This is a genomic window from Nitrosococcus halophilus Nc 4 (genome assembly GCF_000024725.1).
Taxonomy (GTDB): domain Bacteria; phylum Pseudomonadota; class Gammaproteobacteria; order Nitrosococcales; family Nitrosococcaceae; genus Nitrosococcus; species Nitrosococcus halophilus.
The window spans coordinates 240,045-260,377 of record NC_013960.1 but is presented as its reverse complement, the minus strand read 5'-3'; the positions used below and the strand labels follow the sequence as shown (position 1 = coordinate 260,377).

Below are 20,333 nucleotides of genomic sequence, written 5' to 3'. Positions count from 1 at the left end.
TGCCCCCCACCTGAACCTGATAGCCATATTTCTCAAGAAGGCCAGTTATCCTTTCCAGATGCCCCGTCTCAGAACCAAGGAACCAAGGGAGCTCACTTCAATAGCCAATCGCCGAATTCGCGGCCAATGGGACTCCTCGATACCGCAAAGTACCTGCCATTCAGCACGTTCTACATCCACTTTCAGCAGGTCCACCTCCAGCTCTGGACGCTCCGCAAGAAAGGTCGATAATCGTCGTATGGAAATATTCACATGCTGGGGCCGACCCCACACTTTTCTAACCAGCGCTCGGAATAAAGGACGACCGATGAGGCGTGCCCACCAACGGCTCTCAACTGCTCGGAACGACAAAAACATCTTATCCATTAGCTCGGAATCCAACTGACGAGGGTGAAGGGTAGAGTTTCCTGGCACTAAGGGGTAGTAACTCAACTCCGCCTCCCCATCGAAGTCAGCAATTCCCTCCAGAAACATTTTTACCGACTGACCTTGCAGGTTCTTCTTCAGAATTTCAAAGGTGGGAGGAGCCGGCTCAAAGCAGAAGATCCGAGCTTGCAGGTAAGTACGAAGCACCCAAAATTAGACAGACAAAACAACGCAATATGATGCGGAAGGTGGAGTCTCTTCCCTATGCGTAAACCTCCCAGAATCTCGGCGGGAGAAAACCAGGCCCTCTTGGTGAATGTACTCCAACATATCGCCCCCTAAACATACTGGTCAAAGGAAAAACTGTTCAGAGTCAAAAGGTGCTTGCAGTGCGGTTAAAGTGTGGTAAAGTGACGTTGCGTGTGGGAAAGTGAGGATAGATGTGATAAGGGGGATCCATGACCCTATCTGAGGAATTAAAACAACGCACCCAGGCCCGTAGCGGCCAACGGGGCGATGGGCGGCAAGCATTTTTAGCTCAACGCCGCGAGATCGCCAGGGCACTGAAAGACGGCTACCCGGCCAAAACCGTGTGGGCGCTGCTACACGAGAAAGGAACCATGCCAGTCCAATATCGGACCTTCATGGAGTATGTAAATCGCTACCTCAAGGACTGCGAGCAACCACAACCAACCCGTCCTCCCGAAAAGCCGCCCTCACCCCCCCTGAGCAAACCCAAGAAAGCAGTCAAACCAGCTAAAAAACCCTCAACCAAACGCTTTAAGTTTGACGCGAGAGGCAAAAGCAAAGAAGAGCTCATTTAGGAGAGTACCCCATGGCACGAGCGCATTTTACCCTGCAAGGAAAAGGCGGCGTTGGCAAAAGTCTGGTCTCCGCGCTGATTGCCCAACATCGCCAGGAAAATCACGTTCCCCTGATCTGTGTGGATACCGACCCGGTAAATGCCACTTTTTCCGGTTACACGGCTTTTTCGGTCAAGCGGATAGAGTTATTAAAAGAGAACACGATTGATGAGCGGGAATTTGACCGGCTCATGGAACTCATTGCGGAAAATCGGGACGCGGAAGTAGTCATTGATAATGGAGCGTCCAGCTTTATTCCCCTGTCCTCCTATCTGGTGGAGAACGAGGCAATAGACATGCTCCAGGCTCTCGGTCACTCGGTCGTCATTCACCCGGTAGTCACCGGCGGTCAATCGTTGCTTGATACCCTCTCCGGCTTTGATGCCCTCGCCAGTCAATTCCCGGCCTCAGCAGAAATGGTGGTATGGCTGAATCACTATTTCGGTCCCATCGAAAAAGAAGGCAAGACTTTCGAGAAAATGAAAGTTTTCCAGGACCACCAAGGACGTGTGAAGGGGGTTGTGACGATTGACCGCTATAACCAGGCAACCTTTGGGGAAGATGTGCAACAAATGCTCGAAGACCGGATGACCTTTAACCAGGCGATTGAGTCCGAGCACTTTAAGCTCATGTCCAAACACCGCCTTAAAATAATGAAAAAATCCCTGTTTGAACAAATGGATCGGGTATTAGGAGTGCCGGAAAAGGAAAAACCTGTGGCTGCAAAACCCGCGGCTACAAAGTCTACGGCAAAAACCACGACGACAACGGCCGAAGCAGCAAAAAAACGGAAAAAAACGAGCAGTACCTCTAAAACTTGATTAGAAGGAAGGGAAAAGAAACCTTAGGCTCTTGCAGCCAACCCATAATGCCCGGCTAAAGCGAGTCATCTAGGTTGGCTGCTAGGCCAAGCTTTTATTTTGCCTCCACTTGAATATCCACATTCGCGCCCTGGGTAATAGTATTAAACACGGGTGAGTACTCCGTTAATTTTTTAAGGCGTTCCATATTATCCACATCAGCCTTAACCTTGAAGCTCACCCGGATGTCGCTAAAGCCCTTCGGGACATCATTAGAAAGCCCCAAAAAACCACGCAGTTCAATATCGCCTTCAATCTCAGACTCCAGTTCCTCAATATGGATGCCCCGCACTGCGGCATGAGCCACCATGCTGGTAGTGACACAAGCGGCCAGGGCATTGAGCAGATATTCGACCGGATTGGCGCCCTCATCACCTCCCGCTAGTAGGGGCGGTTCATCCGCATGCAACACAAACATTTGTTTGTGGGCTATTTCTTGCTTGGCACCATAGAAGCCGGTAATCGTGCTGGAATTATGATTACCCCCTAGCCATGTATATTGCGCGCGCGGAATTTGCATTGCCCTAGATCAGGCTCCTGTTCGATAGCATGAACAGTCCCTTGCAGAATGTCCATATTGATGCCATTGACATACACGCCGTTGGTAAGGGTTTGCTCTTGCTGGTTCGTTGTCTGATTGGTCATTGCCTTTCTCCTAAATAAAATAGAGGTCGATTTTCAGTGGGTCGCTTAGGCCGCGTAACAACCTGGAAGCGACTTGAGATACACAATAGACCTTGACAAGCGGTTACATAAGATGGATTTTGGACAATATCGGGGCATTTGTGCCACTATTTAGAGAACCCACCCACAGAGAGGGGTCTGCGACCTTCCGACTTCAGACAGAGTCTCTCATCTGGGGGTATTCCTGGATAGAACTCCCGTGAGCATGAAAATAAACTTATACCTTAAAAGCCTATCTAATGTCGCCTGACCACGAGGCGGAAAATTCGTGGTATTTGGCCTTCCCAATAGCCCGGATCCCCCCATTTCTTCCGGGCTATTTTTTTGGGCCCCCGGTGTTCCAGTCAGTGAATGAGCCTTTAAGATCAAGCATCTCCATCCTCTATGATGCCTTGGCGCAAGAGGCTGAGGATTCGTGAATACAGAAAATGGGACCGGAGAAGTTGACGTAGGAAAGTGCCATCCCAAGTGGCCTTTTTGTGCTTGCCACGCAGGCGGGCTTTAGTGGAGCAGTCCTGGCTCTTCCCAGCTTTTGCAACTGAAAATTACTATGGACAGCTTATTCTCCCGGAAATAATTGCCATAGCCCCTTCTGATCCTAACGGACAACCGGGAATTGGCGGAAAAAGAATTTGTCATCCTGATGTGCCGGTGAGCGTTACCGTCAATGTCATTCGCAAAAAGGCGCCGCCAACATCCTAATTAATCAGGCGCCTTGATACACAATTCTCCGGAAAACTCCATATCAATTGCCAGATTACAGAATAAGGTTCCTTCGATGGTAATGGAACCGCCCGTTACCCCCTGGAATCGACCCGTTCCAGTGCCAGGCACAGGCCACGATTTTTCCCAAAAAGAGTAGCTCTGAAGGCCATTCGGACAATCTTCTAGTTCGATTGTTGCCTCGCCACTCGTGTCCCACAATAATTGGGAATGAACCGGGAAATCATCACCCGTATCATCATCGCACACTATGGTGTGATCGAAGTTCAGAGGCCCCTCATAGTGAGGGTCTTCAGGATCCCGATACTTTCCGTCTCCCCTTATCCCACACTTAAATTTTTCTGTACCGAAAATAATGTGTACGGTTCCCAACGTACTCCCGGGACCCAGCGCATTATTGAAAATTTTTCCCTTTACTGGCACTGGAATGCAGTCTCCAGTAGCCGACCCCGGAGCAGCTAGCCCGAGACTAAGCAAAACAGCACCCAAAGGTGCAAGCCCATATTTTCTATCCATCGAGTTTCCCTAACCCTGTCGAAGAAAAAGAGAGGGTTTGGCAAATGCCGTACCCGTACGATCCGCAACGGTAGGATATATGTGAAAGTTTCCTACATAAACTCAAGGTAAGCTGCATAGAATTAGGCACTTTTCATGCCGAAAAAAACAAAAATATAAAATATCAACCAATTAATTTTATTTTTAAGTACAACTAAACCATCACAGTTTGAATTATAGAAAATATTCTGACAAATGCTATTTCCACCTCCGAAAAATTAACTCCCATAGAGACCTACGGGTTTACCCATGGGGATCTCTTTGGAGCCGGAGTTTTCATGCGTTAGCCCTGCCCTACAGCCGCGGTTTTGTAGGGTGCACAGAGCATCGCGATGTGCACCATCAAAAGGGAAACCCAATTATTCGGAATTGACGTTATTTAAAGGTAATCATTATGACAAGTTCCAATAAGGGTCCTATAGAAACCTTGATTGTCGCCGTACCGGAGACTGCGGGCTCCGCCCTATACGGGATGGTGGATGTGCTCCTGGCGGCCGGAAATATATGGCAGACCCTGGTGCGCACAGAACCGGAGCAGAGACTGTTCCAAGTCCGCATCGTCGCCCCCACTAGGGAAGCCTTCAAATGCGGTCATGGTATTCCGGTTGCCCCTGATTTCTCGGTCGCGGACAATCCCAAGGCCCAAATCTTGATATTGCCTGAACTCTGGCTGGGTCCGGACGAGGACCTACATGGGCGCTACCCAGAACTCATGGAGTGGATTTGCCGTAAGTATAAAGAAGGCACCCTGCTTTACTCCGCCTGCTCCGGTACAGTGATGCTGGCCGAAACCGGTTTGCTGGATGGTTGCGAGGCCACTTCCCACTGGGGCTATCAAGATCTTTTTGGCAAACGATACCCCAAAGTCCGTTTCCGTCCGGAACCGAATCTTGTTTTTGCCGATCCGGCGGGCCGGATCGTCACTGCCGGTGGCACCACTTCTTGGCACGATCTTGCCATCCACATCATTTCGCGCCATTGCAGTCCGGGAGAGGCACTGCGAATTGCCAAAGTATATCTTCTGAAATGGCACGGGGAAGGCCAATTACCCTATGCCACCCTGGTGCGCAGAAATCCCCATGCCGATTCTGTGGTGCGGACCTGCGAGCAATGGCTTAGCCAGCATTTCCGAGAAACAGACGCCATCAGGCAGGTGATCGAGTTATCCAAAATCCCCGAACGCACCCTGAAGCGGCGCTTCAAAGCAGCTACCGGCTCTACGCTTATCGAGTACTTACAGAACTTGCGCGTGGAAGAGGCAAAGCGCCTACTCGAATCTGGAGCAATGCCTGTGGAGGAAATCAGTGAGGAAGTCGGTTACGAAGACCCCTCTTTCTTCCGAAGGCTATTCAAACGATTAACCGGCCTTTCCCCGAGTCAGTACCGCCGCATGTTCCAACCGGTTTTCAGAGCTTCAGGGGCCATAGAGTGATTACAATAGGCTTCTTTTCTAATCGAGTCAGGTCTTGATTAGTGTTTAATTGCGATCTTGGTAATGCCGGATACGTGAATAATGAGAGCTAAGCTGCGCATTGATTTCCTTGGGAAAGGACCGACGATAAAAAAGCACTAGACAAAATCTGACCTGATACTTTACTTGAGCGGTTTGTTAGGTAATGTGCTCCCGCAAAAATTCGGGTGCAAAATCAGCTCCGTTTTCCCAAGCGACAGTGTTGCCCTGGATGCTGAATTGCCTGAAATAGTTTATATCCTTTAGAGGTTCAAATATCTCACCGTATAATTCCGATGAAAGATCAATTCGACCTTCTGTTCCATCATTAAATTTAAGCCACAGTTTATAACCATCGATGTATTTTGCTTCGGTAATATGAGGAAACATACTTGACTACTCCAGCGGTTCAATCTTCTGTAGAGGCTGCCGCTTCTCCGCTCGCCGCCAATTTTCCAGCAACTCGTCCTTATACTCAAGGTACCACTCTAATACAGCAGACAAGGCGCGCCGAGGAAACTTACCAGTAACCACGCCTCTTTCAATCTCTACTGTAATTTCATAGTCACCGTATTCCGCATGAAAATGCGGCGGCGCATGATCACGGTAGTACATATAGATGACGATGCCTAGGAAGCGGCTTATTTCGGGCATTCCTTCCACTCTTTTTTCATTGAATGCCTAACGTCGCGGATCAGGGGGCTAGCGAAGCCAGCTCCTTGCATCCGTCAATTTAGACCATATCTTCCTATCTCGCAAGCCTTAGAGCACATGGATTGTTTGACCTAACCCATTTACACTATTCACAAAAGCCAAGCCGTGTTTTGAGATCCAAACACAACGACTTGTTCGACCCCTAAATGACCGATGGACTCGGCTGCTCGCGGTAGCCTTATACTGCAACCTTGCGTAAAACTTCAGGATGACGCTCTGCAATTTTGAGTAGAGTCTTTGCTGCGCCCGATGGCTCACGACGACCCTGCTCCCACTGTTCAAGAGTGCGTTTGGACACACCCAAAACAGAAGCAAATTGCGCCTGCGAGAGCCCGCTTTTTAGCCTTATGCGTACTACATCTGACTCCGGTTCGACTTTTCGGCGTTTACCTCCACCGGCCTTAATTTCCTTGACGCTTTCCAGGACCTCTTGCCACACGTCGCGTTGAGCCTCGAATCTCTCTAGCTCCTTTCCACTAAGCTTATTACTCATTTCCGAATGCCTCTAATAATTTAATTGTTTCAGAATATGTGCGGGGACATTGTCATGTTTTGCCTTGGAGTAGGCAGTTAACATCCAGAACTCGTTTGGTTTGTACCGCACGAAATAAATTACTCGTAGTCCGCCACGCTTACCCATTCCTTGCCGCGTCCACCGCAACTTTCTGACCCCACCGGATCCTGGTACGACCTGACCAGCCTCAGGATTTCGGATCATGTATTGTTGAAGCTCGGCGTACTCATCATCGTTTAGGTATACGGAGCAGACTCTTTCGAAAGCTGATGACTCGACGAAGATGAACATCAAAACATTATACGCCAATGGCGTATTCATGCAATGCCCATCCTTTAGTAGAGCTTTTGGAATGATTCCAAGCCTGATATGGAACCGAATGGCGGAGCTGAGCTATCGGCTTAGGCGTTTGGACCTCAGCGCGGAGCGCCTGGGCAGCCCTAAATCTACCACAAAAATCGCGGCGGCACTTGGATCCGCCTGAACCGCCGTGTTAGGAGAGCTATATGTAAGCATGATACAAGACCTGACCCTATTTTGTGCTCTTTTGTGTTTTGTGACCTTATTCATAGGGACTTATATCACATCTGCCTCTACTTGAAGCAAGTTATCGCGCAATCAGCTCAAATATCTTTGACGCGATCGTTTCAGCTTTCTGCCTCTTGCTATCTGTCAAAACCGCTCGTATCTCATCCCGATAGAAAATAGACGTCTTGTCTTCAAATGCCGCCCCAATTAAAGCCCACGCATATGCTCTAACTAAGTTACCTTGCATATTCTCAAGTTGCATCATACGGCGCATAGCCGATGGTAATCTGTTCACGGCTGCAAAATACAGATACTTACGGGCTTCGCTGAGATTCTGCGGTGCAACTCGCCCCTGCAAGTACCAGAGGCCAAGCTGATTTGCCGCTAACGGGTTTCCGAGGTCCGCAAGCTTTTTGGTACACTGATACCCATCAAGCATGGTTGTTCCATTCTTTGCACAGCCGGTTAACTCATTGAGGTAAGTGCAGAATTGCGTGCCCCGGAGCTTTCCAGCATCGCCACACTGAATCACTAACCGGCCCCAATCTTCAGCCCAAACCGAGACACTTATGACAAGCAAGAAAGTAGCCCCCAAGCGCTTGAACCAAACTGTGTTTTCCATTTCTTCTCCTTAAAACGTGCAGGAAATAGGTTTCACAACCATGCTCCGTCTAACGCTTGCATCACAGATAGAAGCCACACAGTGGCTGGAATCTCGTGCAGGTACTTGTTAAATTCCTTCTAGCTCTCGCGATTCGACATTTACTAACCTCAGCGTAGAATCACTCATCATTGAACTATCTTGATCTACACACTGCTCTGAGGTAGCGAAAATAACTATTGCTTTCTTTCCTTTGTTTTTTGAGCTTGGATAAATCACACCATCAATTTCGCTACCTTCATAAGTTTTAAAAATATGCCTAATATACTCAGTAGCTATTTGGGTCGGCACATAGTCAACGTGTACTCGATCATTTCTTTCAATCGGCTTAGTAAAATCAGCTATGAAATCATAGAGAAAGCTCAAATTGCTACGATTGTGCCTTGCGTGTTCGTCAAATAAGCTTGGCAAATATGGAGTGTCCGAGAGGTCAATTACGGACAATGACCTAACAGGTTCAAAAACTCCACAAATGGCTTTCTTACTTTCTAGGCAAGGCTCGTAGGTTTCTTTGATAGCTGTATCAAAATCGAATGCACCATAAAACATTGGAATTCCAGCAGGACTCATTCTGTTAGCCATGGTAGCAGATTCACTGGGAGGAGAGCCGAGTTCTTTGGCAGTTGTCAGATTTTCTTCTGGATCAATAATTCTTACTCTTCGTATTTGTGTATTAACATCAACTGATTTCACTAATCCGGTCTGCTTTATAATATTTTCTAAAGCATCAAGTATTCTAACCGGATCCATTTCGTCGTGCTGCTCCTCGTCATAATCTGGGTTTTTTGCTTTAAAAAACACATATCTGGCTTTGTTTTTCACAAAATCTGAAAATTTTTCCCAACCAAATATTAAGGTTCTATCCATGCTTAATGAATACGGATCTCTTTCGCACCACTCTTGATTATGAATAGAGCTACAAATATCTTCATAAATCTGGCCACATTGATTACCCAAACCAATTTCATCAAGCAATTCCCATGTGTCATAAACTGTTGCTACTTGCCACCCACCCTCACGAGTTTCGTAAGGTAGCCCTTCATCCGCAGGATGCCCCCACTCATAACGGATGCTAGTTAGAATATGATCAATTAAAGAATCCAACTCGCAAGCGATGATATCTTCGCCTTCTGCCTCACAGTATGAGCAGTTAAAGTGAGTGTGATGTTCTTCTATAAACTGCTTGAGAGCATATTCGCCAAAGCAATTTGAACAAACGGTTTTTCCTTCATTAGAGCTATAGCCTCTATCCTGTTCTTCCTCCCACATTCTCTTTGCTATACCCATTTTGCAAAGTTCCTTGAGTAGAATTTAACGTTGGCGATGAGCCGCATTTGAGAGCGACCGACCGGAGCGGAAGCGAAAGAAGGAAGCGATCAAGTGTCGGACTCCATCGCCTGGTTAGGTGTAATCACTATAAGTTGATAACTATCTGTCTCTTTCACCAAACCTAATTCCAGCATGCGCAGCAAATAGGATACGCGGTGAGTTCCTTCGACGAGATAGTATGGGCGACCAACGTAACTAGGAGCCCCCAGTTCTTGCGCGAACCTCCACTCAACAATTACTGGCGGGAACGACCAATTCCTATGTTCGATCATATACTCGAACACCTTAGAACCTTTACCCGCACTACGAAAATCGTCGAATTGTTTAAACCAGAATCGTAAATCATCATCGTTGTCATATCTGATATTCCCTTTAATCCAACTAGCCGAACGCTCGGTACGAAGCGCAGTATGTTCTTGTGGGTTAAAGCCCGGAAAAAACGAATCGAATCGAGTTGGGTGTTCAAAACAAATCTGCGAAATGAAATCCGGATCTAGATTCGGATATCTTCCAGAATTGTCGGATATAAACGCTTCTGCATTTAAACTGGTTATCGTCTCTCCCGGTCCTTTGAGGTTCGATGGAAGCATAGGCGCGCCTAACAATTTATCCTCAGACAAATACGCTCTGATAAGTTAAGATCACAGGGTAATTTAGGCGCTTTTGCTATGAGAATGTTTCATTCAGGCAAATTTACCTTGATAACTTGATATCACTACTGTCCCATAAACTTTCACGAAAACTGCAATGAAGCCTGAAGAGGTAGAAGTTCTGGTTCTGGCGGATCGCCTCGTAGCAATGCTTGAAGGTCGCGCCGCTCAAACAGATTGAGCTGGAGCAATCGAATAATCTGCTGAAGAGAGCAGTCTATTTTGCTGACGAACTTGAGATAAGCGAGCAATAAATAGGCACAAAGGGCGATCCAGAGTTGGGTCATGACGGCGTTTTTTGAGGTTCCCAAGAAACGCTTGATCTTTAAATTCTGCTTTATCCATTTGAAAAACAGTTCGATCTGCCATCGGGACTTATAGATTGCCGCGATAGTGCTGGCAGCAAGATGAAAATTGTTGGTCAGGAAGCAATACCGGATACCGGTGTCAAAATCCTTAAAGCCGATGCGGCGCAGAGCGATCGGGCAGTTTCGGGCCTTGGCGCCGGTCAGTTCGAGGGTCTGATCGCTCGTCAGGCCCTTGGATTTATCGACTTTACGGCGTTCAACCACGCGATAGCGGGCCTTTTTACGTTGGCGCGTGACAAAAAAGATGCCCTGGGTATTGAGTTGATGATACCCATCATAATCGGTATAGCCCCGATCGAAGACCACGATACTGCCTTTGGGTAATGCCAAAGTACGGGCCACGGTAATATCGTGGACTTTGCCGTTAGTGACGGTCATCAATGCGGGGAGCAGCCCGTCATGATCCAGACCGACATGGAGCTTGACGGCCCCCTTGGTGGTTCGAAACTTCGCCCAGGGAAAGACGCTCAGGCACAGATCGAGAGTAGAAGCATCAAGTGAGTAGAGCTTGTTCTTGAACCGGAAACCATGACGGGGCGCGAGCCCTTGACAGCGGGAAAACAGTTTGGCGAATAACGCTTCGTACAGTGCATAGGGTTGTTTCTCATTAACCCGGGCTAGAGAGGAGCGGCTCACCGGCACGGCACCTAAAAGGTAGAGTTTTCTGGCCTGAGCCGATAGATTACTGACCACATCACGCAAACTAGTGCGCCCTGACAGCTGTGCCAGTGCCATGGAAACAAATTGTGACCAACGGGTCATCTTGCGTAGTTTCCGGCCCTCGTGGTGCTGATTTGCCAGCACCACGAATTCATGTCTCGGGACTAGTTTCAGTAACTGAGAAAATACAGTATTATGATGTGTCAAGGCCTGAACTCCTTCTTGTTCTTCAATGATTTGTCGTGATTTCATTGTATCAAAACAAGTTGGTTTTCAGGCCTTTTTCGTTAATTCTTAGTGGGACAGTAGTGACTTGATATTAACTTAAAAATCAGGCAAGTTTGCCTGCATATTGGTTAGAAATCACCCACTGGAATGTCAAACGGGAGGACCACTTTCAGTAATTTCGTCTCCTTACTAACAAACTTTAGTCACCCTCAGCATGGAACCCGTAGCGAAAGAAAGCTTACCTGCCACCTGCTCCACGACAACCGCCTGGAAGCGACACGGAAATCTCTAGAGCGTTTCCCGAATAAATGAGATACGAATATCGACGTAGCAGGACCTTAATTTCTTAAACTACCCGTATATCTCCTACATAAGGGAAACGCTCTACCCGGATTTTCACCAAGACAAAAAGAGCACAAGAGAAAAGAATTTAAGCGAGCTGAGGAAAATTGAGGAATTAAATCAAATTCCGCAGCATTAATTCAGGAGGGTGGGGATTAAGATAATATTGCTTGTTCACATAGGGGTTGGGGTGGCGCCGGAAATGATGCTTGAGCAAAGTGATGGGGACAATTAAGGGCACCAGACCCAGGCGGTAATTTTCAATGGACTCTAGGAGTTCCGCCCGGTCTTCTTTATCCAGCTGGGTGCGTAAAAATCCTAGCAGGTGCATCAGCACATTGGCATGTCCCCTTCGGGTGGCACATTTTTTCAGGGCGCTCATCAATTCCGCCCCATAGGCTGCCGCCAATGTTTCAATGGGCTCGCTGCCCGCCTTTGCCACCAAGCGCCCCAAACGCCGGTAAACCGCTTGGCTATGGGCCATGACCGCAAATTTATGCCGGCTGTGAAATTCCACCAAAGCCGCGGGCGTCATTCCCTCCGCCTGCATCTGCCGCCAGCGGTAATGGACAAAAACCCGCTCAAAAAAGTTCTCCCGTAATACCGGATCGTTCAAACGCCCCTCTTCCTCTACCGGCAGCCAGGGTCGCCGCCTCATAAAAGCCTGGGCATACATCCCTACCCCTGTCCGGGAAGGGGCGCCCCCAGTGCCATGAACCCGAACCCGCTCCATTCCGCAGCTTGGCGAGTCTTTCTTCAAGATATAGCCGTCGATATCCTCCAGTTCTTCGGCCATGGCTTCTCCAAACTGGCGCAGCTTGTCGGTGACATCCAGATCCCTATGCCGTATGCCCCTTACCCGCGGCCCCTGGTCGGTTTTAACAATATGGATTGGCTCCCGGGGGATGCTCATCCCGATGGCCACCTCCGGGCAAACGGGAACAAAATCAAAATAGGCAGTCAGGGCCTCGGTCACATAGGTATCTCGCTTATGACCCCCGTCAAAACGGACCTTCTCCCCCAGGAGGCAACTGCTCACCGCAATGCGTATTCGGGGAATTCCAAGAGATTGGGGAGACGGGGTTTCTCCCTTGAGAGGGGCGGGGGTCATAGACATCTTTGGAGACCTATCAATTTATCCGAGGCGAGACCACCGAAGAGAGCTGAACTTTCCTTAATCTTAGCAAGCCCGCCATTGCCCCACCACCACCCGGGGCACCCCGGCCAAATCGCAAAAATCCACTACCTGCCGGTAACCTAGCGTTGTGAGCAATTCTAAAAGGAGTGGTCCCTGATCATAGCCATGTTCCAGCAATAACCACCCCCCCTCGACCAGGTGTTCCCGAGCCCCTGTGGCAATATGGCGTATCGCCTCCAAACCCCTGTCTCCCGCAATCAAAGCCGTGTCAGGCTCAAACTCTAGACCCCCTTGGGTCAGATGGGGGTCGCCTTCCGCGATATAGGGTGGATTACTAACCAGGAGGTCGAAACGCTCCCCCCTTAAGGGAGCGAACCAATCTCCTCGCCGAAAGGTGACATTTTCAAGCCCTAGGCGACTCCCATTCTCCCTTGCTACGGCAAGGGCAACGGCTGAAATGTCGGCCCCAATCACCTGGGCCTGGGGCCGTTCGCTCCCGATGGCCAGCGCTATAGCCCCGCTGCCCGTTCCCAAATCGGCGATTTTAAGGCTTTGTTCCAAGGCCATCCGTTTTATGGTCTCTTCCACCAGCTGCTCCGTTTCCGGGCGGGGAATCAAGGTCGCTTCAGTGACCCGCAAGTCAAGGGACCAAAATTCTTGCCGGCCACGGATATAAGCCAGGGGTTCCCCCTTGGCTCGGCGCTGCAATAGTTGCTCAAAGCAGCTCCATTGAACCGACGTTAACTCCTGCTCAGGCCAAGCGTGCAGGTAACTTCGCTCTACTTCCAGGAGATAACTTAACAATAGCTCGGCTTCTAAGCGCCCGCTGCCCGTAGAAGCTAGGCGGTCTGCAGCAAGCTCCATCGCCGAGGCAATAGAAATATGGGGTGCCATCTTAAACTTATCCATTAAAAAAGGGTCAAATGTGATTTAGGGTTTGCAATCCTGGGCACGATGGATTATAGTGTCGGCCAAGTCAGCTCAGGATGATCCAGCAATGGGATATCTTACCCTGATAATGAAAAGTTTGTTCGTGCTCCCTCAAGACCTGTGGGGGAAGGCATGAGTAGTCACATTCTTAAAGCCCTTTTCTTTTCGGCTGAAGCTTCCTTTCCTTTGTCCTCTCCAAAGAAGATCCGGACTCTAGTAGTATCTAACGATCTGCTTATAAGATTACTATTTTATAAAAATAATAAGTAGAGAGAGGCTCAAGACCTATTAAAAGGCTCCAATTGGAGCCTTTTTTTTTCCTTGTCTTACCCCTATAAAAAAATGCCCGAATTGGTTTTCCCCTTACCAATCCGGGCATGAAAAATAGCAGCCCTTACGGCTCGCTGGCTACCCCATGCAATTATGAATAGAGCATTCCGCCAAGTTCCTTAACTCAGGACCGCCCCCAACGCCACTTCCACAAACCCGAGCGGCTTTGCTGAGACGGTTCCTTTGGTACTGCTTCTTCCTGGGCTGTCTCCTCCATGATTTGCCGGATCAAAGCCCGACCTTGTTCTTGCGCATAACGGGAGAAGCTCGAAGCCACATGTTTTTCTGCGGCTGCCGCTACCGTTTGCTCGGCAGCCTTTTGCAATGTCTCCCGGAATTGAGCTTGTTGCTGCTCTAAAAAGGCCGCTACGGCCTGGGCACCGGCAGAACGAGCCATGGCTTTAACCGCCTCTTCAGCCTTACCCATCACTTCCTGGCCGGCTTTTAGGGCGACCGCTTCGGCCGTCGCCTGGGCTTTTTGCTCCGCTTGTTCCCGGGCGGCGACCAGCGCCTTGTCGGCAACCTCCTGGGACACTGATTGGGCCGTCTCTCTCGCGACCTGTTCGGCTAATTCCGGGACAAGTTTTTCAACCAGTTGCCGGCTTACGCTCTCTGCCACCTCCCGGGCAATACCTTCTGCCAGTTCTTGGCTAGCCCGACGGGCCTCAGCGACTGCCTGCTCAACAATCTCTTGGGTGGCAAGGGTCGTTGCCCCTCCCCTGGCATCAGCCCCTTGGGTCGCGGTGGGTATCCTTTCAGAAGCATCCACCTCCCCAGTAGCCGCCGCGGCTGAAGAATCGGTCACCAGCGCCTGCAGGACTCGATCGAGATTTTCCTCTCCCGCCGGCTTGGCCAAGACATCCCTGGCCCCCACTTCCAGGGCGAAATTTTGATCGGCTGCGGCTTCCTTTCCGGTACACATCACCACGGGCAATGAGCGGGTCGCTTCCTGCGACAAAATGGCGCGGGTCGCTTCCAGTCCCCCCATGCCGGGCATCATGACATCCATAAAGACAATATCAGGTCGGTGGTGTTCCAAATATTCCAAAGCCTCCTCACCGGAAGCGGCGTCATCCACATTAAAATTGCGTTCCTTAAGCAATTTAGAGATTGCAATCCGGGCAACCTTGGAGTCATCAACGACTAAGGCGGTACGTGGGGCCATAAACTTGCATCCTTATCTTTGTAAGAGAGAAAGACGGTGGCAATCGTTTTTAATCTTGATGTTTATCATCGGATGGATGGCGGCAAACTTGAATGATAAAGCGTGAACCCGTTCTAAATTGGAGTTTCGCCATGACTGACTACGGTTCGGTCCATCCTCACCTTGTCAGTCTGGAGAATTCGCGTTTCCTCGCGGTCCTCAGACGGTGGCTAGGCCACGGCCCTTGGGGTCTTTACCGCTCCACGCGCTTTATCGGTTTCGGCGCTCCCCGCCGTACCCAACATCAAAACATTTTTGGCCGCGTTGATATCGCGATCATGGCTGGTATTACAGTCCGGGCAAACCCACTCGCGAACTTTGAGCGGCATGGGCTCTTGAATAGTCCCGCAATCCGCGACGGCTTTACTCAGGCGGCGATTTCTCAACATCCCTTTGATATTCAAATCCTCAAGACAAATTACTTGGTTCTCGTTAATCAGCTTCGAGGATTGTTGGTTCAGAAAATCCCGGCGGCTATCCGCTATCCGGGCATGAATTCTGGCCACACGCTGTTGCTGCTGGCGGCGGCGGTTGGCGCCTTTACGCTTCTTGCTCAAGCGTCGCTGCGCCCGCTTCAATTGACGGGCATAGCGGTAGGTGTATTTGGGCGCACCCGACTTATACCCATCGGAAGTGATAACCACATCCTTGACGCCCACATCCACGCCGATAGCGTTCCTTCGCACAGGCAAGGGGAGAATCTCTACCTCGCAGGCCATGCTGACGAAATAACGGCCAGCCGGGTCTTTGCTGACCGTGACCATTTTGGGGATGCCCCCCATACGCTGAGACCACTTGAGCTTGAGCGTACCCAGCTTGGGCAGCTTCAACCGCTTGCTTTCGGCGTTGAAGTTCTTTTCTATATGGCGTTGATCGAGTTGATAGCGCACCGATTGCGTTTGGTGGCGTTTCTTAAATCGGGGATACTTGGCCCGACCGGCGAAGAAGTTTTTAAACGCCGTATCTTGGTCCCTCAGTTTTTGGGTATGGCAACTGGCGGTGGCTTCGCTCAGCCAAGGGCATTCCGTTTGCTTCAGTACCGTCAATTGGCGGCTGAGGCTGATAGTGTTCAGCGACTCGCCCTGCGCTTTATACGCCTTCGTTCGCGTTTCCAACGCCCAATTCCACACATAGCGGGCATGGCCGAATTCAATGGCCAATTGCCGCTTTTGCGTGGGCGTAGGGTAAAACCTGAATTTGTAGGCCCGTTGCGTTACCACGCAGCCATCATGCCACAACTGTCGCCTATGGCAAAAGAATACTCAAGGGCTGGCCAACTACGCGAAACGCGAATTCATGGCGAAACGAAAGTAATGTGGCCCTCGCGCTCACCGCGTAGCAAGCTTCGCACTCTCGCTGGGGGGTCGTCGTGCGTCCATGCACTCCTTCAATGCTAAGCGAAGAGTTTATAAAATAAATTTCCCTAATTACTTGATCCACACAGTCTTCTGATTGACAAACTCCCGCATCCCGTGCCAAGACAGCTCCCGCCCATAGCCGGAGCACTTGACCCCGCCAAAAGGCAAACGGGGATCGCTTTTCACCAGACCATTGACAAAGGCCGCCCCGCATTGGAGTTGCAAGGCGAGCTGCTCAGCCCACGACACATCCCGACTCCAAACGCTGCCCCCAAGACCATAGCGAGAGGCATTGGCCATGGCGACCGCTTCCGCCTGGTCCGCAACCCGAATAATCGCCGCCACGGGCCCAAAAAGCTCCTCCTCGAAGGCCGGCATTCCCGGCTGCACACGGTCCAGGATAGAAGGGGCATAATAGGCTCCCGGCCCTGGCAAGGGCTGGCACCCGGCGACCGCCACCGCCCCCTGTTCAATACTGACCTTCACCTGTCGGTGGAGCCCCTCACGCAAATCCAACCGGGCCAGCGGTGCGAGGGTGGTCTGCTCATCCAAGGGATCGCCCGGCCGTAGAGCCTCCAGACTAGCCCGAAAACGGGCGACAAATTCATTGGCCACTTCTTCCATCACGATAAAGCGTTTAGCGGCAATACAGCTTTGTCCCCCATTGAGAAAACGGGACTGCACGGCCACCGGCACCGTTTGTTCCAAATCGGCATCCGCCAACACAATGAAAGGATCCGCGCCCCCTAACTCTAGCACCGTTTTCTTCAAGTGTTGGCCGGCCCATTCCGCCACCTTACGCCCGGCGGCCTCACTCCCCGTAAGGGTCACCCCCTGGACCCGGGGATCGGCAATCACCTCTGCCGCCTGGGCCGAGGTGACCAGCAAGGTGTGAAACACCCCTGGGGGAAAACCAGCCTCCAGCAAAGTCCGCTCAATGGCGAGGGCGCACTGGGGAACATTGGAGGCATGCTTTAATAAAGCCGTATTCCCAGCCACCAGGGCAGGCGCGCAAAAACGAAAGACCTGCCAAAAAGGAAAATTCCAAGGCATAATCGCCAACACAGTGCCTAGGGGCTGTAAGGCCACATAGCTACGGCCCGCATCGCTTTCAATCATCTCATCGGCGAGAAATCGGGGCGCCTGCTCGGCATAATATTCGCAGACCCAGGCGCATTTCTCGATCTCCGCCCGGGCCTCGGTGACAAGCTTACCCATTTCAAGGGTAATCAGCCGAGCCAAGTCTTCTTTGCGCTCCCGAAGCTGCTGGGCGACCGCCTCTAGCAAGCGGCAACGCTCCGAAAGAGGTCGGGCTGCCCAAACAAAGCGGCTCTCTTGCGCCTGCTGGAGGGCCTCTTCAATGGCCTCCTTGTCCCAGGCGCTAAAAGTTTTGAGAGATTGGCCCGTGGTCGGATTAACAGTTTCAAAAGCCATAGTGACGTCTCCTTAAGGAAAAATAAGCCATTAAATTTAAGTATAGGGGGGCATACTTTTACCTGACTAAAAGGGGATGCGTTTATAATCACAACATCCTAAATAACACGGTAATTAATGATCCCTGGTGAAGTAAGAGCAGGGATACCTGTATTAATCTTGAAGTTGAGATAACGGAGAATAACTACGCTGATGAACGAACAGACCGTCTGCATCCTGGGAGGTACAGGTTTTGTTGGTCGATGGCTAGCTGCCCATTTGGTGGACCATGGCTATAGAGTGCGGGTGCTGACCCGGCACCGGCAACGGCACCGGGATTTGCTTGTCTTGCCTGGCTTGCAGCTCAAGGAAGCCGATATTCACGATCCAGCCCAGCTTACAGCCCAATTGAGCGGCTGCCATAGCGTGATTAATTTAGTGGGCATTCTCAATGAAAAAGGACGTGACGGCAGCGGCTTCCGCCGAGTTCACGCGGATCTGCCAGAGAAAGTGGCCCAAGCTTGTCTCGATACCGGCATCCAGCGCTTACTCCACATGAGTGCACTCAACGCCGATGCCAACCAGGGCGCCAGTCATTATCTGCGTAGCAAGGGGGAAGGGGAATCCCGGGTGCTGGCCTTAGCGGAACAGGGACTTCAGGTCACCATCTTCCGGCCTTCTGTCATCTTTGGCCCAGGGGATAGTTTTTTCAACCGCTTTGGTACCTTGCTCAAGTTGTCGCCTTTTGTCTTCCCTTTGGCCTGTCCGGATGCCCGTCTTACTCCAGTCTATGTGGAGGATGTGGTCCAAGCCTTTGTCCGCACCCTCCCGGATAAGGACAGTTTTGGCCAGAGCTATGAATTGTGCGGCCCCAAGATCTACACGCTGCAGCAATTAGTGGAGTATACGGCCAAGGTCCTAGGCCTTAGACGCCGTGTCATCGGGCTTTCCGATAAACTGAGCCGCCTTCAGGCGGACATTTTTGAATACCTGCCTGGAAAACCTTTTTCCAAGGACAATTATGACTCCTTGCAGGCACCTAGCATCTGCCATCAAAATGGGTTGAGTGAACTGGGGATCGAGCCCACCACCATTGATGCAGTGGTCCCTGGATATCTCGGCCAACATAACCAAAGGGCCCACTATCTTGAACTGCGGCGACATGCCCATCGCCATGAAGAAACCGGTTTGAGCTAAAGATACCCGTGGAAATCTATCTCGTCGGTGGTGCCGTCCGGGACAAGCTTCTAGGACGCCCGGTTAAGGAGCGGGACTATGTGGTCGTGGGAGCCACCCCGGCCAGCCTGCTCGCCCAAGGCTACCGCCCCGTGGGAAAGGATTTTCCCGTGTTTCTTCATCCTCAAACCCAGGAGGAATATGCCCTGGCCCGGACTGAGCGCAAGACCGGGCCAGGCTACAAAGGCTTTGAGGTTTACGCCGCCCCCGACGTTACCTTGGAAGAAGACTTGCAGCGTCGGGATCTCACCATTAATGCCATCGCCGAATCTCCTGAGGGCGCGCTTTTCGATCCCTTCGGCGGGCGGCAAGATTTGGAACGGGGGATCTTGCGGCACGTCTCCCCCGCTTTTGTTGAAGATCCCGTCCGTATCCTGCGGGTGGCCCGCTTTGCCGCCCGCTTTGATTTTGAAGTGGCCCCCGAAACCATGGCCCTCATGCAAGCCATGGTGGCCGCCGGCGAGGTAGATCACTTAGTGCCCGAAAGGGTGTGGAAGGAATTAGAGCAGGCCCTGGCCGAATCCCACCCCCGGCGATTTTTTGAAATCCTCAGGGCCTGCGGTGCCTTGGCCCGGATCTTCCCTGAAATCGAGCGCCTATTTGGCGTCCCCCAACCTAAGCGTTACCATCCGGAAATCGACACCGGCATCCATACTTTGAAGGTCCTAGACATGGCCGCCCGCCTGAGCCAGGACACCCAAGTCCGCTTCGCCGCCTTGATCCATGATCTGGGCAAGGGGGAAACCCTCCCCTCTGAGTGGCCCCACCATCGGGGCCATGGGGAGCGGGGGGCCGCTTTGGTCCTGACCCTCTGCCAACGCTTGCGGGTTCCCAAAGCTTATCAGGAACTTGCCGTCCATGTGGCCCGCTACCATGACCAAGTGCATCGGGCTCAAGAGTTGCGCCCCGGGACCCTCCTTAAATTGCTCAATAGAGTCGACGCTTTCCGTCGGCCTTCCCGTTTCGATCAGTTCTTGCTGGCCTGTGAAGCGGATGCCCGGGGTCGAGCGGGATTAGAGGACCGACCCTACCCTCAGGCTGACCGCCTTCGCTCCGCCTTTCACGCGGCAGCGGCGGTGACCGCACGGCCCCTGGTGGCGGCGGGCTTCCAAGGAGAGGCGATTGCCCGAGAACTCCAGCAGCAGCGAATTAAAGCGATTAAGCAAATCGTAACGAATTGAACTAATTTAAAATTATAAGATGAACCAAAACGTGCAATCACCTTAATG

The 20,333-nt window shown here is 51.0% G+C and carries 22 protein-coding genes; 6 read left to right on the top strand and 16 right to left on the bottom strand.

Annotated elements, in window-relative coordinates; translation table 11 throughout:
- Positions 1-45: 45 nt before the first annotated feature.
- On the bottom strand, positions 46-573 hold the full coding sequence (locus NHAL_RS01260; RefSeq protein ID WP_083761342.1) for an FkbM family methyltransferase: 528 nt from the start codon (positions 571-573) through the stop codon (positions 46-48).
- A gap of 251 nt (positions 574-824) precedes the next feature.
- Here NHAL_RS01260 and NHAL_RS01255 point away from each other — a divergent pair, with 251 nt between their 5' ends.
- Positions 825-1,190 carry a TraK family protein gene (locus tag NHAL_RS01255; protein ID WP_013031347.1) on the top strand — a complete coding sequence of 122 codons (366 nt, stop codon included), beginning with the start codon at positions 825-827 and terminating at the stop codon, positions 1,188-1,190.
- Between the two features lie 11 nt (positions 1,191-1,201).
- The gene (locus NHAL_RS01250) at positions 1,202-2,050 is read left to right on the top strand and encodes a P-loop NTPase family protein (RefSeq protein WP_013031346.1); all 849 of its coding nucleotides are present in this window, start codon (positions 1,202-1,204) and stop codon (positions 2,048-2,050) included.
- Between the two features lie 94 nt (positions 2,051-2,144).
- Here NHAL_RS01250 and NHAL_RS01245 read toward each other — a convergent pair whose 3' ends face one another.
- Both NHAL_RS01245 and NHAL_RS21435 read right to left on the bottom strand, forming a co-directional pair.
- A complete protein-coding gene (locus NHAL_RS01245; protein ID WP_203434347.1) occupies positions 2,145-2,609 on the bottom strand; it encodes an OsmC family protein in 465 nt (154 codons plus the stop codon).
- Entirely contained in the window at positions 2,576-2,734 is a 159-nt protein-coding gene (locus NHAL_RS21435; RefSeq protein ID WP_203434346.1) for a hypothetical protein, read from the bottom strand. Before NHAL_RS21435 ends, NHAL_RS01245 begins: the two co-directional genes overlap by 34 nt.
- Before the next feature lie 495 nt (positions 2,735-3,229).
- Between NHAL_RS21435 and NHAL_RS01235 the strand changes: the two genes are divergently transcribed.
- Entirely contained in the window at positions 3,230-3,475 is a 246-nt protein-coding gene (locus NHAL_RS01235; RefSeq protein ID WP_162010814.1) for a hypothetical protein, read from the top strand.
- Here the strand turns inward: NHAL_RS01235 and NHAL_RS01230 are convergent, their stop codons facing one another.
- Complete coding sequence (locus NHAL_RS01230; RefSeq protein WP_013031345.1) at positions 3,476-4,012, bottom strand: hypothetical protein; 537 nt, start codon at positions 4,010-4,012, stop codon at positions 3,476-3,478.
- Positions 4,013-4,445: 433 nt separating this feature from the next.
- On the opposite strand from NHAL_RS01230, the gene NHAL_RS01225 reads away from it, so the two are divergent.
- On the top strand, positions 4,446-5,483 hold the full coding sequence (locus tag NHAL_RS01225) for a GlxA family transcriptional regulator (protein WP_013031344.1): 1,038 nt from the start codon (positions 4,446-4,448) through the stop codon (positions 5,481-5,483).
- A gap of 177 nt (positions 5,484-5,660) precedes the next feature.
- On the opposite strand, the gene NHAL_RS01220 is transcribed toward NHAL_RS01225, so the two are convergent.
- The 12 genes from NHAL_RS01220 to NHAL_RS01160 form a co-directional block, all read right to left on the bottom strand.
- Positions 5,661-5,891 (bottom strand): DUF2442 domain-containing protein, encoded by a 231-nt coding sequence (locus NHAL_RS01220; protein ID WP_013031343.1) that lies wholly within the window; start codon positions 5,889-5,891, stop codon positions 5,661-5,663.
- A gap of 6 nt (positions 5,892-5,897) precedes the next feature.
- Positions 5,898-6,155 carry a DUF4160 domain-containing protein gene (locus tag NHAL_RS01215; protein WP_013031342.1) on the bottom strand — a complete coding sequence of 86 codons (258 nt, stop codon included), beginning with the start codon at positions 6,153-6,155 and terminating at the stop codon, positions 5,898-5,900.
- Positions 6,156-6,393: 238 nt separating this feature from the next.
- The gene (locus tag NHAL_RS01210) at positions 6,394-6,708 is read right to left on the bottom strand and encodes a helix-turn-helix domain-containing protein (RefSeq protein ID WP_013031341.1); all 315 of its coding nucleotides are present in this window, start codon (positions 6,706-6,708) and stop codon (positions 6,394-6,396) included.
- A 628-nt stretch (positions 6,709-7,336) separates the two neighbouring features.
- Positions 7,337-7,879: an SEL1-like repeat protein gene (locus tag NHAL_RS01200; protein WP_013031339.1), complete on the bottom strand. Its 543-nt coding sequence runs from the start codon at positions 7,877-7,879 to the stop codon at positions 7,337-7,339.
- Between the two features lie 108 nt (positions 7,880-7,987).
- Positions 7,988-9,205 carry a HEPN-associated N-terminal domain-containing protein gene (locus tag NHAL_RS01195; protein ID WP_013031338.1) on the bottom strand — a complete coding sequence of 406 codons (1,218 nt, stop codon included), beginning with the start codon at positions 9,203-9,205 and terminating at the stop codon, positions 7,988-7,990.
- 89 nt (positions 9,206-9,294) lie between these two features.
- Positions 9,295-9,867: a hypothetical protein gene (locus NHAL_RS20800; protein ID WP_157862455.1), complete on the bottom strand. Its 573-nt coding sequence runs from the start codon at positions 9,865-9,867 to the stop codon at positions 9,295-9,297.
- A 113-nt stretch (positions 9,868-9,980) separates the two neighbouring features.
- Entirely contained in the window at positions 9,981-11,132 is a 1,152-nt protein-coding gene (locus NHAL_RS01185; protein WP_041355275.1) for an IS4 family transposase, read from the bottom strand.
- 478 nt (positions 11,133-11,610) lie between these two features.
- The gene (locus NHAL_RS01180) at positions 11,611-12,612 is read right to left on the bottom strand and encodes a YbgA family protein (protein ID WP_013031335.1); all 1,002 of its coding nucleotides are present in this window, start codon (positions 12,610-12,612) and stop codon (positions 11,611-11,613) included.
- A gap of 63 nt (positions 12,613-12,675) precedes the next feature.
- Positions 12,676-13,527: a peptide chain release factor N(5)-glutamine methyltransferase gene (prmC, locus tag NHAL_RS01175; RefSeq protein WP_013031334.1), complete on the bottom strand. Its 852-nt coding sequence runs from the start codon at positions 13,525-13,527 to the stop codon at positions 12,676-12,678.
- 490 nt (positions 13,528-14,017) lie between these two features.
- Entirely contained in the window at positions 14,018-15,058 is a 1,041-nt protein-coding gene (locus tag NHAL_RS01170) for a response regulator (protein ID WP_013031333.1), read from the bottom strand.
- Positions 15,059-15,267: 209 nt separating this feature from the next.
- Positions 15,268-16,317, bottom strand: a complete 1,050-nt coding sequence (locus NHAL_RS01165; RefSeq protein ID WP_041355273.1) for an RNA-guided endonuclease InsQ/TnpB family protein — start codon at positions 16,315-16,317, stop codon at positions 15,268-15,270.
- 207 nt (positions 16,318-16,524) lie between these two features.
- Positions 16,525-17,889 (bottom strand): NAD-dependent succinate-semialdehyde dehydrogenase, encoded by a 1,365-nt coding sequence (locus NHAL_RS01160; protein WP_013031331.1) that lies wholly within the window; start codon positions 17,887-17,889, stop codon positions 16,525-16,527.
- A gap of 192 nt (positions 17,890-18,081) precedes the next feature.
- Between NHAL_RS01160 and NHAL_RS01155 the strand changes: the two genes are divergently transcribed.
- Both NHAL_RS01155 and NHAL_RS01150 read left to right on the top strand, forming a co-directional pair.
- Positions 18,082-19,065 (top strand): complex I NDUFA9 subunit family protein, encoded by a 984-nt coding sequence (locus NHAL_RS01155; RefSeq protein WP_013031330.1) that lies wholly within the window; start codon positions 18,082-18,084, stop codon positions 19,063-19,065.
- Between the two features lie 8 nt (positions 19,066-19,073).
- Entirely contained in the window at positions 19,074-20,285 is a 1,212-nt protein-coding gene (locus tag NHAL_RS01150; protein WP_013031329.1) for a multifunctional CCA addition/repair protein, read from the top strand.
- The last annotated feature ends 48 nt before the right edge of the window (positions 20,286-20,333 follow it).